Below are 14,259 nucleotides of genomic sequence, written 5' to 3'. Positions count from 1 at the left end.
GTTTAAATTTTTTGATTGCTCTTCCTAAGAAGAAGCAATTTCGAATAACTCAATACCTGTGAATGTCCACACAGATTACTTGATAAATTGTTAAAGAGCGTGATGTCAATTTTTCAAACATCGCCGTAGGACGCTAGGTCGTTGGCTTGGGCTGCGTATTTTACAGACCCTGTTGTTTGCGTCAAGTGTTTTTTCAAACTTTCTTTTCGCGTTTGGTTCGTTGCGTTTTACCGCTGTAAACCAAGCTGACTCTGCGTTTCGCTTTCGCTCTGTGCCGTGTCAGTGGATGCGCATTATAGGCAGCTTAAGATTTTGTGCAAGCCCTTTTGTGGAAAAAGATCGTGTTTTTTCGATCTTTTTTCATCTTGTCCACTTACCTACATTTTTTACACCACTTACCCCCAAAGTTATCCACAAACTGGCTTTGTGTTGGCAATAATCCGCATATCATAGGTAAGAAAAAAGCAGCTATATATAAGCTGCTTTTGGATTAGTTATCTTGGTAGTTATAGAAGAACTAACTTATTTTACCATGACACTGTTTGTATTTTTGGCCTGAACCACAAGGGCAAGGATCATTACGACCTACTTTCTCACCTTCACGGATCACTGTTTGCGGTTTTGCTGGTGCTTCGGCATTTTCGTTGTCACTTAATGCCTGAGCTGATGCATGTTGGTAATCACGTTGGATCTTGGCTTCGTCTTCACGACGACGTTGTTCCATTTCATCAACATCTGATTGTGCTTGTACTTGCACTTTAGATAAGACACTAATGACATCATGCTTTAATGTTTCAAGCATTTGTTGGAATAACTCGAATGATTCACGCTTATATTCTTGCTTAGGGTTTTTCTGAGCATAACCACGTAAATGGATGCCTTGGCGAAGATGATCCATTGCTGCAAGATGCTCTTTCCACAAACCATCTAATGTTTGTAGCATGACCGCTTTTTCAAACTGGCGTAACACTTGCGCGCCCACCATATCTTCTTTTGCTTTAAATGCATCGGTCCAAGCTTTTACAATACGTTCACGTAATGTTTCTTCATGTAGGTCATCTTCTTTATCTAACCACTCTTGGATAGGAAGCTTTAATGAGAACTCATTTGATAAACGTTGCTCTAGTCCTGGTACATCCCATAACTCTTCTAATGATTGTGGTGGTATATAAGTATCAATGACACCAGAAATAACATCTTCTTCGATATTTTTAATTGTGTCTTCAATGCTTTCAGCATCCATTAGCTCATTTCGTTGAGAGTAAACGACTTGGCGCTGATCGTTGGCAACATCATCGTATTCGAGTAATTGCTTACGAATATCGAAGTTACGCGCTTCAACTTTACGTTGTGCGTTTTCAATAGCACGCGAAACCCATGGATGTTCGATTGCTTCGCCTTCTTCCATACCCAACTTTTTCATCATGCCTGATACACGATCTGAAGCGAAGATACGCATTAAGCTATCTTCCATCGAGAGATAGAAACGTGACGAGCCTGCGTCACCTTGACGACCGGCACGACCACGTAACTGATTATCGATACGACGTGATTCGTGACGCTCGGTTCCAAGAATATGTAAACCGCCAGCGGCAAGTACTTCATCATGGCGGATCTGCCAATCAGCTTTAATCTTAGCTTTCTGCTCTGGAGTTGGATTATCTAGCGTTTCAATCTCCATGTTCCAATTACCGCCTAATACGATATCCGTACCACGACCTGCCATGTTTGTTGCAATCGTCACCGCGCCTAAACTACCTGCTTGGGCAACAATTTCAGCTTCTTTTTCATGGAACTTAGCATTTAACACACTATGGGGAATTTTTGCTTTTTTGAGTAATCCATTAAGTAATTCTGATTGCTCAATTGAAACCGTACCCACCAATACTGGTTGACCGCGTTCGCGACAACTTTTGATATCGGCAATAATCGCATCATATTTTTCTTTAGCCGTTAAATAGACTAAATCTGCCATGTCATTACGAACCATTGGGCGGTTAGTCGGCACAACAACGGTATCTAAACCATAAATGTGTTGGAACTCGAATGCTTCGGTATCCGCAGTTCCTGTCATGCCCGCTAATTTTTCATATTGACGGAAATAGTTCTGGAAGGTAATCGATGCCAAAGTTTGGTTTTCATTTTGAATATGAACACCTTCTTTAGCCTCAACTGCTTGGTGTAAGCCTTCTGACCAACGACGTCCTGGCATAGTACGACCAGTGTGTTCATCAACAATCACCACATCGCCATCTTTAATGATGTAATCGACATCACGCTCAAATAAAGTGTGAGCTCGAAGCGCTGCATAGACGTGGTGTAATAATGAAATGTTACTAGCAGAATACAGCGAGTCACCTTCAGCCAGCATGCCCTGTTCAGTTAACAGTAACTCAACCTTTTCTTGACCACGTTCAGTTAAATGAACTTGCTTACCTTTTTCATCGATGGTGAAGTCGCCTTCGCCGATGAAATCTTCGGTATCTTCTTTGTCTTGACGAATAAGACTAGGAATTAACACGTTCACTTTGGTGTATAGCTCAGAGCTATCTTCAGCAGCACCTGAAATAATCAGCGGTGTACGTGCTTCATCAATTAGGATTGAATCGACTTCATCGATAAGTGCATAGTGCAATGGACGCTGAACACGTTCTTGCGGAGAAAAAGCCATGTTGTCACGCAGATAATCGAAACCAAATTCATTATTGGTACCGTAAGTAATATCTGAGTTGTAAGCTTCTTTTTTCTCAACTTGGCTTAAACCTGCAACGTTAACACCGACTGTTAGGCCTAAGAATTCAAATAAAGGACGGTTAAATTCAGCATCACGACGGGCTAAGTAATCGTTCACGGTAATAACGTGAACACCCTTGCCACTAATACCGTTTAAATAGGCAGGTAATGTAGCGGTTAAGGTTTTACCTTCACCGGTGCGCATTTCAGCGATGCGGTTACTATCAAGTACCATGCCGCCTAATAGCTGAACATCAAAATGGCGCATATCGAACACACGCTTTGATGCTTCTCGAACAACCGCAAATGCTTCAGCCATAATGCTGTCCAGACTTTCGCCAGACTCTAAGCGTTGACGAAACTCTGTTGTTTTTTGTTTCAATTCTTCATCAGACAGCTTTTCGTAATCTGCTTCCAATGCATTAATTTTATCAACCACTTTACCTAAGCCTTTCAGGGTGCGGTCGTTTCTGCTTCCAAATACTTTTGTCAGTAATTTACCTAACATCTTAGTCACTTATCTCTTGTAGGTTTGGCTCATCAGAGCGCATTAACCGTTAATATGATTAACTTGCTTTGCGATAAACAAACTTTTGAGGATCAATTTGTTGTCCATCGCGTAGCACTTCGTAATGCACATGAGGGCCGGTTGAACGACCTGTGCTTCCCATATTGGCAATTTTCTCGCCTTTGGCAACGACGTCACCTACGTTTACTGACAGAGATTTATTGTGTCCATAGCGAGTGCGAAGGCCATTACCATGGTCGATTTCGACTAGCTCACCATATCCAAACATACTTCCTGACCACGTTACTACACCTGCGGCAGTTGCAGTGACGGCTGCCCCTTCTCGACCAGCAAAATCAATACCTTTATGCATTGTTCTTCGGCCATTAAAAGGGTCATTACGTAAACCATAGGGCGAAGATAACCAACCTTTATCGATTGGCCGCCCTGATATATAACGCTCTTCATCTATATGGAGATTCGTTGACACGGTTTCAAGTAGTGACAACTGAAGATTATTATTATCAATTCGTGATGCAAGCTTATCCATATCGCTAATAAGCTGGCTTAATTCGATTCCTGTCCCCAATTCACTGTAACCACCCACGCCGACTTCCGTGTTAAAGTCGAACTGGTCATCAAGTAAATTGTTTTGGGCTACTTGCTGCCCAAGGGCCTCAAGTCGAGTAATTTTGGCTTGCATTTTAGCGACGTGGGTAACTAATGTGGCTAATTGCACTTCGGTTGCGTGTTTGAGCTCAATCACTTGTTGTTTTTGTTGCTCACGCAGTAGCTGGTTTTTATCGACTTTAGCTTGTTGATTAGCAAAGCGATCGGCACTGTATTGATAAATCGCAGTCCCCGTTACCATAATCATTATTGGTAAAAGAAACCACCGTTTACTGGGTTGCCAGCGCGTGACCCCATTTCGACCTTGAACAAATACTGTTACACTCATAGCCTAATTCAGCCATCTTATTATCATATGAAAAAGCCCCCTCAAGACCTCAGCAATTTATTACATTTGTCAGGAAAATTACCTGAACTCGCTGAGAAAGCAGAACTACTGAATAATCTGAATCGATATGTGAAACAAATTATTGGCGGTCCTGCGGCAGAGCAACTCAATGTTGCTAATCTCCGCCAGGGTGTTCTTGTTATTGAAACGGCTTCCGCGGCTTGGGCTGCACGAATCAATTTTCAAAAGCCTAAACTATTACGACAACTTCAGGCTGAAACGCTACCCATGCTCACTGCTATTGAGGTTAAAGTCAACCCAGCTTTAGCAATGATTAAGGCAAACTCTCAAGTTAATCACGCACAACTCAGTAATGAATCAGCACAACATATTGCTGCACTAGCTGAGCATGTAGATGGATCACTAGGTGAAAAACTAAAACGGCTGGCTGCATTGGCCAGCCGTAATAGGCATTCTAAGGATTAAGCGAGTGCAGTTGTACCTGGCACCATAAAGCTGACGGGTACATCGGCTTCTTTGTCAAAGCTGACTAATTCCCATGCATCCTGCTGGGCGAGTAAAGCTCTAACTAATTGATTATTTAACGCATGACCGGTTTTAAACGCTGTAAACTCACCAACAATGGCATGACCTGCTACATATAAGTCACCAAAAGCGTCGAGAATTTTATGCTTAACGAACTCGTCATCATAACGCAGACCATCAGGGTTGAGGACGCGGTACTCATCAAGCACAACAGCATTTTCCATGCTGCCACCTAACGCAAGGTTATTAGCACGTAAATATTCAATATCACGCATAAAGCCGAAGGTTCTTGCACGGCTGATATCTTTAACAAATGCCGATGTAGAAAAGTCCATGATCATATGTTGTTGACTACGGGCAATTTCTGGGTGAGCAAAGTCAATTTTAAAATTAACTCTAAACCCTTTAAACGGTTTTAGCTCTGCCCATTTATCTCCATCTTCAACACGAATGGGTTTGGTAATCTTAAGGTATTTTTTAGGTGCTGCCTGTTCTTTAATCCCTGCACTTTGAAGCAAGAAAACAAACGGACTGGCACTGCCATCCATAATTGGAATTTCAGGCGCATCAACTTCGATAACGGCGTTATCAATGCCTAAACCTGCAAGGGCAGCAAACAGATGTTCGATTGTAGAAATACGAACACCAGCATCGTTTACAAGTGCTGTACACATAGTTGTTTCACGTACTAAATGCGCCTTTGCTGGTATAGACACCGCAGGCGTAAGATCGGTACGTGTGAGTACAATCCCTGTATTTACTGGTGCGGGCATAATGCACAGAGTCACCTTGTTGCCGGAATGTAATCCGACACCAGTACTCTTCACCATTTTTTGAACAGTTCTTTGAAAAATCATTCATTTACCCGTAAATAACAATAAAAACAAAAGCTTATAAATAAAACCTAAAGCTATCATGTATAGCTGGTACGACATGCTACCATATCTTGCGTCATTCACAAAAAAAATGCAAATAAGTACAAAACAACGGCATTTCGTTATCTGCTATCACAACAGTGAACTTTTCATCTAATTAATACCCTAGGGTATTAATATCAGCCTATCAAAACCGCCGAGTTAGCAGCTTGATAGTGATGCCAAGTTAATCAGCTTGCTTACGTAAAAATGCTGGAATATCTAAATAGTCCGCATCTGCACGTGGTGTTGTTAGTGGCTGTGGCACAGCGTTGCCTTTTGATGCAGCATAAGATTGCTGAATCACGGGCTCATCAACTGGCTCTGGGCGTGTTTCAATCACTACAGGCTCTGGGCGAGGCGCTGGCTTTTGTACTAACTGAATATCAGGCTTTTTCTCAGCACCAATACCGGTAGCAACCACAGTTACGCGCAGCTCTTCACTCATTTCTGGGTCAATTACGGCACCAACAACTACTGTCGCATTATCAGATGCGTAAGCTTTAACATGGTTACCCACGGTTTCAAGCTCTTCAATACTGATATCCATACCTGCGGTAATGTTAACTAATACGCCGCGCGCGCCAGCTAGATCAATATCTTCAAGTAATGGGCTGGCAACTGCCGCTTCTGCCGCTTCTTCTGCACGATCATCACCTGTAGCAACACCTGTACCCATCATGGCATTACCCATTTCGGACATAACTGTTTTAACGTCGGCGAAATCCACGTTGATTAAGCCTGGGCGAGTGATTAGCTCAGCAATACCTTGAACCGCACCCAATAACACGTTGTTTGCTGCCGCGAATGCATCCAGTAAAGACGTACCACGACCCAAGACTTTTAATAGTTTTTCATTCGGGATAGTGATTAACGAATCAACGTGTTTTGCCAGTTCTGCAATACCTTGCTCCGCATAAAGCATGCGCTTTTTGCCTTCAAAAGGAAAAGGCTTGGTCACAACAGCAACCGTTAAAATGCCTTCTTCACGAGCAATTTCTGCAACCACAGGTGCGGCACCAGTACCTGTTCCGCCGCCCATACCAGCTGCGATAAAGATCATGTCAGATCCTTTAATCGCTGCACGAATGTTTTCACGATCTTCTTCTGCAGCTTGACGGCCAACATCTGGATTAGCTCCAGCACCTAGACCTTTAGTGACATCACGGCCAAGCTGAATCGTTGAGCCTGCACTTGATTTACGTAATGCCTGGGCATCCGTGTTTGTTACGATAAACTCAACACCTTCGATGTTGTGCTTAACCATATGCTCGACAGCGTTACCGCCACCACCACCGACACCGATGACCTTGATCACCGCTTCGTCTGAATGTGTATCCATGATCTCAAACATAGTCTGATCTCCGTTAGTCTGCGTTATTTAAAATTCACCCTTAAACCAGCTTTTCACCCGATTCAAAAAGCTAGTCACCCCTTGGCGGTCCGGACGTTCAAACTGGCGTTCGATTACCCTTCTAGCCCCATAGTGAAGCAACCCTATCCCTGTTGAGTAAATTGGTTGGTCCACGTATTCGTATAATCCTTTCACAGGCAGTGGCGAGGCAACTCGCACAGGCATACCGAAAGTGGCTTCGGCGATGTCTACAGCACCTGTAATGGAAGATGTTCCACCAGTTAGTACAATACCTGCAGCAATTTGATCTTCTAAACCGCTGTCTTGTAACTGTTTAAGTACTAACTCAAATAATTCTTGATATCTTGGCTCTACTACTTCAGCCAGGGTATGGCGTGACATGCTGCGCGATGGTCTTCCACCCACAGATGGCACTTCTATACTGTCTTCACGGCTTACCATTGAGCTTCTTGCACTGGCAAACTGCACTTTAATTTGTTCTGCATGTGTAAGTGGTGTACGGAATATTTTGGCAATATCACTAGTCACTTGGTTACCCGCTACAGGCACAACCGCACAATGACGTAATGCACCATTGGTATAAACGGCTATATCCGTTGTTCCGCCACCAATATCGACAATACACACACCTAAATCTTTTTCATCATTCGTTAATACAGAGTCAGCTGATGCAATGCCTGAGAACACCAAGTCATCTACTTTTAAACCGCAACGCTCTACACTTTTGGTGATGTTTTTTGCCATATCGTTTGCACAGGTCACGATATGGGCTTTGGCTTCCATACGCATGCCTGACATGCCAATTGGGCTTTTGATGCCATCTTGAACATCAATAGAATATTCTTGGGGTAATACGTGCAATATCCGGCGCTCTGTGGGTATTTTGACTGAGCGAGCGGTATGGATCACGTTGTCCACATCTTCTTGTGTTACTTCTTCGTCGTTAATCGACACCATGCCATTTTCATTTTGGCAGGCAATGTGTTTACCCGAAATGCTCAGATACACAGATGAAACTTGGCAGTCAGCCATTAATTCAGCTTGATCAAGGGCTCGTTGAACACTGCGAACGATAGAGTCGAGATCATTCACCCCGCCTTTGTCCATGCCACGAGAAGGATGATTACCTAAACCAATAACACTAATTTCACCGTCAGGTAGTACTTCACCAATAATCACGGCGACCTTGGACGTTCCGATATCTAACCCTACGATAAGGTTTCTTTCCTGATTCTTGGTCATTTCTTCTCAGTTCTCTTATTGGTATCATCCCAGCCCACTGCAAAACCCGTGTCGTAACGTAAATCGACTTTTGCGACAGGTTTCTCGCTTTGTTGCAATGTCGGGTATACATTGATAAAACGCTGTATTCGAGTCATTTTATCTTCACGCCCTAGCTCTATTTTTATGCCGTTAGCTAATTCGGCTTGCCACGCATGACGTGGACTTAAACGTAAACTGGTTAATTTGAATCCGTTAATTTTAAGTAAATCATCCAGCTGTCCATAACTGACTAACACTTCTTCAGCCATGTCATCGGGACCAGATAACATGGGTAAATCCGTTAATTCTGGATAACCTACTGCATCAAACACTTCGCCATTAACATTAAGCCAAGCTTGCCCATTCCAGTGAGCCACAGCCTGTTGCTCTTGTATCGTCACCTTGAACTTAGCAGGCCATTCTCGTCTTACCGATGCATGATAAACCCAAGGCAAACCTTCTAACGCACGTTGCACATCCACAACATCGGCGTTAAAAAAACTGCTTTGCATTAACGATTGCAAAGCTGTCTGGATCTCTTCATCAGTGGTAAATTTACGCTCGCCTTTAACGGCAATCGCTTCTATCGGTAGCGCATCAGCATCATTCAACAAACCATGAAGCTTTAACCCACCCCATGTAATTGTGACTAATACGCTGAGCAAAAACAGTAAGCCAAAATACAAATACCAATCGACTTGTTTTAGCTTTTGTTTTAACTGGCGTCCTTTCTTACTCCACGACACCGATAATTACTCCCGAAGATTACCATTTCTGCCCTGCAACAAACCGGTCATTATATAGCGCTTGATTACGGTATAAAAGCACGATTTTTCAACCGCATAACTGCACAAAAACTAGTCAACTTGTTCTTGGTTTTGTTGTGCATTAAAACCCAATTCTGTCGCAGCTAAATCACGCGATAATGCGCCAATATTCCCAGCCCCTTGGGTCAGCAATAAGTCTCCATCTTGTAATACATCTGGTAGCACACCCGCTAACTGTTCAGGCCCTGAAACAAAAATAGGATCCACTTGACCACGCACTCGGATGGAGCGACATAATGCTCGGCCATCGGCACCCGGTATTGGATTTTCTCCAGCGGCATAGACATCAAGCAATAATAAACAGTCAACTTGCGACAACACATCAACAAAATCTTCGTACAAATCGCGTGTTCGGCTATAACGGTGTGGTTGATAAGCCATCACCAAACGTTTATCTGGCCATCCGGCACGTGCAGCTTTGATAGTGGCAAGTACTTCACTTGGATGATGGCCATAATCATCCACTAACATAACTTTGCCATTTGGCGTGTCAAATTCGCCTAAGTGCTGGAAGCGACGACCTATACCTTCGAACTCAGCAAGTGCTTTTACAATTGATTCATCGTCTATGTCATCTTCACTTGCTACCGCAATGGCGGCCAGCGAGTTAAGTACGTTGTGTTGCCCTGGTAAATTCAACACAATATCTAAATCGGGCTTATCTTTTCTGTGTGCGGTAAACCGTGATTGGTGTCCTTGTTGAACAAAATTACTGGCACGCACATCTGCATGTTCACTAAAGCCATAGGTCACTACTTGACGACCAACACGCGGTAGCAACTCTTCTATTACCGGATCATCAACACACATTACCGCAACACCATAGAATGGCAGGTTATGTAAAAAGTCGACAAACGTTGTTTTGAGCACCTCAAAATCGCCGCCATAGGTGTCCATATGATCGGCTTCAATATTGGTTACCACACTGACCATAGGTTGTAAGTGCAAAAAGCTGGCATCGCTTTCATCAGCTTCGGCAATCAAGTAGCGACTGGTCCCTAAACGCGCATTGGTTCCGGCACTATTAAGCAAACCACCAATCACGAACGTAGGATCGCGCTCCGCTTCTGCATAAACACTGGCAATCAGGCTGGTTGTGGTGGTTTTACCATGCGTGCCAGCAATCGCAACGCCGTGGCGGTAACGCATTAACTCAGCTAACATTTCTGCACGACGTACAATAGGGGTACGGTTTTCTTGAGCGGAAATAATTTCTGGGTTTTGCTTATTAATTGCCGTTGATACGACCACAACATCAACGCCAGCAACATTGTCAGCATGATGGCCAATAATAATCTTTGCACCTAATCGTGCTAATCGCTCAGTCACGCTATTCACTGCAATGTCAGAGCCACTAATTTGGTAACCTTCATTGACTAACACTTCCGCAATACCGCCCATGCCAGCACCGCCGATACCAACAAAATGAATGCGCTTGATCCGTCTCATTTCAGGGATCATGGTGCGAAGTTGTGCGTACTTTTCTGTTTTTGTCATGTTAACCCTTGTTCGCTACCGTGGCGCATATATCTGCCACTCGTTGAGTGGCATCTAACACTGCAACGCCGCGTGCCTTTAACCCCATTTGGAGTAAAACTTGTCTGTCACTGGCAAATAGCTGCAGTTTATCTGCAAGCAAATCTGCATTTAAAATGGTTTGAGGCAATAAAAAACCTGCCCCGGCATCGACTAACACGGATGCATTAATCGTTTGATGATCATCCACCGCTTGAGGATATGGCACTAAAATACTCGGTAAACCTACCGCGGCAAGTTCTGATACGGTTAACGCGCCTGAACGACAGACCACGACATCTGCCCATCGATATGCCGCTTCCATATCATCAATAAATTCAGCAACATTAACCTTGTCCAACTGATTAAGGTGTTGATATGCGGCCTTCACTGAATCAAGGTTATTTTTGCCTACCTGATGCCACACAGTTACCGAATGTTGATGGGATAATTTGGCTACCGTATTGGGTAACGTTTCATTGAGCACTTTCGCCCCAAGGCTGCCACCGACAACAAGCACTTTTAAGGCGTCCTCGTTAAGGGGTTTAGCTTCATCACCTAATGACACCAACTCTTGCCTAATCGGGTTACCGACGACTTCAACATTTTTTACTGTGCTGGCGAAGGTATTGGCAAATGCACAAAGCACTTTAGTCGCAATATTGGATAGTAGCTTGTTGGTTAAACCTGGTATCGCATTTTGCTCATGCAGCACCACAGGCACACCTGATAATTTAGCCGCTACGCCACCGGGGCCGCTGGCAAATCCGCCCATTCCCAAAACAACATCCGGTTTAAAATCATCAATAACTGCTTTTGCCTGAATAATAGAGCGTATGACTTTAAACGGAGCTGAAAGCTTACGTAATAGACCATTGCCACGAACACCTTTGATATCGATAAATTCAATATCAAAACCATGCTGTGGTACTAATCGCGCTTCCATTCGATCAGCGGTTCCTAACCATCGCACTTGCCAGCCTTTAGCCGCTAGGTGTTTTGCCACGGCAAGCGCTGGAAAAACATGACCACCAGTACCACCGGCCATCACTAATAATTTGGGAGAGCGACCATAAGCAACTGCACTTGTATTTGTCACGACTTAGTCCTCCCTTGCACTGCTTGTATCAAACTCACTCGCCTTTCATAATCAATTCTGACTAACAGCATAACTGCTGCGGTCATCACCCATAAACTACTGCCACCATAACTGATAAATGGCAATGTCAGTCCTTTGGTTGGCAACATACCAATACTGGCACCTACGTTAACGACGGTTTGGAAGCAAATCCAAATACCCACACCGTAAGCCACATAACTTTCAAAAGGGCGTTGCATTTGCAAACATAAGTTGCCTAATCGAATAGCACGTAAAGCAATAAAAAATAGCGTCACTAATACACAAATAATGCCTATGAAACCGAGTTCTTCGCCAATTACCGCAAAAATAAAGTCGGTGTGTGCTTCGGGTAAATAGGCTAATTTTTGAATACTATTGCCTAAACCTTGCCCCAGCCAATCACCACGACCATATGCCATAAGAGACTGAGTTAACTGATAGCCACTACCAAATGGGTCATCCCATGGATCCATAAACGAAGTCACTCGGCGCATACGGTAAGGTTCAAACAGAACCAACAATACGAACGTGGCCACACCTAATAAAATCAGCACCATAAAGTCGATAATTCTAGCGCCGGCCAAAAATAACAAACTCACAGTACAAACGAACAATACGACCACAGTGCCTAAATCTGGCTGTAATAATATCAATACTGCGAACAGGCCATAAACACCAATCGGCTTGTAAAAACCTTTACGGTTGTCACGTAATTCACCATGACGACGCACCAAATAACCCGCCATGTATACAATAAAAATAAACTTTGCTATTTCAGCAACTTGTATGCGAATAGGCCCGATAGATAACCAACGCCTTGCACCATTCACCGAGGTACCAATAACCAGTACAGCACACAACATAACCAGCACGCCTATCATCAACATGCCGCTGTTTTTTTCCCAGTAACTGACGTCTGCTTTAAGAACCACAAAGGCAATGACCACGCAGCCGATTAAGTAAAAAACATGACGCCCAATAAAATGAAATGGATTACCGGTTAGCTTCTCCGCTTCTGGCATAGATGCGGACATCACCATCACAAATCCAAAACACATCAAGCTAATAATCGCGACTAAAAATGTCCTGTCATATAACGGCATGCCTGGCGTATTATTGTCCGCTAATAATGATGGCCAAAGCCCATTTAGGCTTTGTTTGAATAAGCTTAATTGCTCATTACTGGCCATCTAACTGCTCCACGCATAACTTAAAGTCATCGCCACGTGCCATAAAGTTTTTATACATATCCAAACTGGCACAGGCTGGCGACAGCAACACAATATCACCAGAGAAAGCCAATTGCGCTGCCTGATCAACCGCTTCTTTCATGCTGCTAACACTGATACTGTCCGCTTTTAATTTCGCGATTTTATGACCATCTTTACCTAAGGTAATCACTTTTGCGACATGCTCTAATGCGGGCGTTAGCGGCGCAAAATCAGCCCCTTTACCATCGCCACCAGCAATTAAAAACACTTCCCCTAAATGAGTGTTTAATCCCTGTAAAGCTGCAACCGTTGCGCCTACATTGGTGGCTTTTGAGTCATTGATGTAAGTCACACCATCGACTACCGCAACCAATTCACAACGATGGCTTAGCCCTTTAAAGCTGCTTGCCACTTCGATTGCAAAGGCTTTATCAACACCGCACGCATCCACTAATGCCATCGCAGCAAGTAGATTGGCATGGTTATGCGAGCCTATCAGGGTGACATCGTTCAAATTCATGATTTCACTGTCACCGTGAAAAATCTTACCGTCGCTCAACCCCCACTCGTCGCCTTCTGGCACCCCTAAACCAAAGGTATTTTGGTTCATGGGTTCAAGCGGGAACGTTAATTCATCATCGCGGTTATACATGACAAATTTGCTTTGAGGATATAAATTTAATTTGGCTTCACGATAAGTGTTGATACTGCAGTATCGATCCATATGATCTTCACTGATATTCAAACACGTTGCCGCTATGCAATTGAGTGAAAAGGTTGTTTCAAGCTGAAAACTCGACAGCTCAAGCACATAGTAATCAGCATCTAATGCCAATAAATCTAGAGCCGGAATACCAATGTTACCGCCCATAACCACTTTTAAATCCGCGGCTTTAAGCATGTCGTAAACTAAAGTGGTGACGGTTGATTTACCATTAGAACCCGTAATGCCAATTACACATGGTTTTCTATCGGCAATCTCTCTAGCAAAAAGCTCAACATCACCAATAACTTCAATACCCATGTCGCTGGCAGCTTTCACTTCTGGCGTATCAACCGCAATGCCTGGGCTGATAATAATTTGTTTGGCCTGCACTAAATAGCGGCAATCAAAACCACCAGTGATCAGTTCAATGTCTGAAAACTCTTTTGCTAGCACATCTTCACCCGGAGGATTACGACGACTATCCATTACTAAAGGTTTGATGCCTTGTGCAACTAAATAACGCACTACTGAGAGCCCAGTGGCTCCCAGTCCTAACACTATGTGCGTGTAATTGGATTGCATA

General features: G+C 43.6%; 11 protein-coding genes. 1 reads left to right on the top strand and 10 read right to left on the bottom strand.

What is annotated here, in order from left to right:
* Positions 1 to 517 precede the first annotated feature (517 nt).
* Positions 518 to 3,241: a preprotein translocase subunit SecA gene (gene secA / locus ORI98_RS08455; protein WP_306134930.1), complete on the bottom strand. Its 2,724-nt coding sequence runs from the start codon at positions 3,239 to 3,241 to the stop codon at positions 518 to 520.
* Positions 3,242 to 3,299: 58 nt separating this feature from the next.
* On the bottom strand, positions 3,300 to 4,199 hold the full coding sequence (locus ORI98_RS08450) for a M23 family metallopeptidase (protein WP_306134921.1): 900 nt from the start codon (positions 4,197 to 4,199) through the stop codon (positions 3,300 to 3,302).
* Positions 4,200 to 4,226: 27 nt separating this feature from the next.
* Between ORI98_RS08450 and ORI98_RS08445 the strand changes: the two genes are divergently transcribed.
* Positions 4,227 to 4,685 carry a DUF721 domain-containing protein gene (locus tag ORI98_RS08445; RefSeq protein WP_261298673.1) on the top strand — a complete coding sequence of 153 codons (459 nt, stop codon included), beginning with the start codon at positions 4,227 to 4,229 and terminating at the stop codon, positions 4,683 to 4,685.
* On the opposite strand, the gene lpxC is transcribed toward ORI98_RS08445, so the two are convergent.
* The 8 genes from lpxC to murD all read right to left on the bottom strand — a co-directional run bounded on the left by lpxC (position 4,682) and on the right by murD (position 14,258).
* Positions 4,682 to 5,602: a UDP-3-O-acyl-N-acetylglucosamine deacetylase gene (lpxC, locus tag ORI98_RS08440; protein WP_306134920.1), complete on the bottom strand. Its 921-nt coding sequence runs from the start codon at positions 5,600 to 5,602 to the stop codon at positions 4,682 to 4,684. The genes ORI98_RS08445 and lpxC overlap by 4 nt on opposite strands.
* A 244-nt stretch (positions 5,603 to 5,846) precedes the next feature.
* On the bottom strand, positions 5,847 to 7,013 hold the full coding sequence (ftsZ, locus tag ORI98_RS08435) for a cell division protein FtsZ (RefSeq protein ID WP_261298671.1): 1,167 nt from the start codon (positions 7,011 to 7,013) through the stop codon (positions 5,847 to 5,849).
* A gap of 27 nt (positions 7,014 to 7,040) precedes the next feature.
* Positions 7,041 to 8,276, bottom strand: a complete 1,236-nt coding sequence (gene ftsA, locus ORI98_RS08430; RefSeq protein ID WP_188842030.1) for a cell division protein FtsA — start codon at positions 8,274 to 8,276, stop codon at positions 7,041 to 7,043.
* Positions 8,273 to 9,043, bottom strand: a complete 771-nt coding sequence (locus tag ORI98_RS08425) for a cell division protein FtsQ/DivIB (RefSeq protein WP_261298670.1) — start codon at positions 9,041 to 9,043, stop codon at positions 8,273 to 8,275. The genes ftsA and ORI98_RS08425 overlap by 4 nt, the downstream gene beginning before the upstream one ends.
* A gap of 111 nt (positions 9,044 to 9,154) precedes the next feature.
* On the bottom strand, positions 9,155 to 10,621 hold the full coding sequence (gene murC / locus ORI98_RS08420; RefSeq protein ID WP_261298669.1) for a UDP-N-acetylmuramate--L-alanine ligase: 1,467 nt from the start codon (positions 10,619 to 10,621) through the stop codon (positions 9,155 to 9,157).
* 1 nt (position 10,622) lies between these two features.
* Positions 10,623 to 11,687, bottom strand: coding sequence for an undecaprenyldiphospho-muramoylpentapeptide beta-N-acetylglucosaminyltransferase (murG, locus tag ORI98_RS08415; RefSeq protein WP_306134929.1), 1,065 nt, complete (start codon positions 11,685 to 11,687; stop codon positions 10,623 to 10,625).
* Between the two features lie 47 nt (positions 11,688 to 11,734).
* Entirely contained in the window at positions 11,735 to 12,949 is a 1,215-nt protein-coding gene (gene ftsW / locus ORI98_RS08410) for a cell division protein FtsW (RefSeq protein WP_306134919.1), read from the bottom strand.
* A complete protein-coding gene (gene murD / locus ORI98_RS08405; protein WP_306134918.1) occupies positions 12,939 to 14,258 on the bottom strand; it encodes a UDP-N-acetylmuramoyl-L-alanine--D-glutamate ligase in 1,320 nt (439 codons plus the stop codon). Before murD ends, ftsW begins: the two co-directional genes overlap by 11 nt.
* Position 14,259: the final 1 nt, after the last annotated feature.

The organism is Shewanella sp. ULN5 (genome assembly GCF_030731885.1).
Taxonomy (GTDB): Bacteria; Pseudomonadota; Gammaproteobacteria; order Enterobacterales; family Shewanellaceae; genus Shewanella; species Shewanella holmiensis.
Note: the sequence above shows the minus strand (reverse complement) of the source record. Positions and strands in the feature narration are given on the sequence as shown.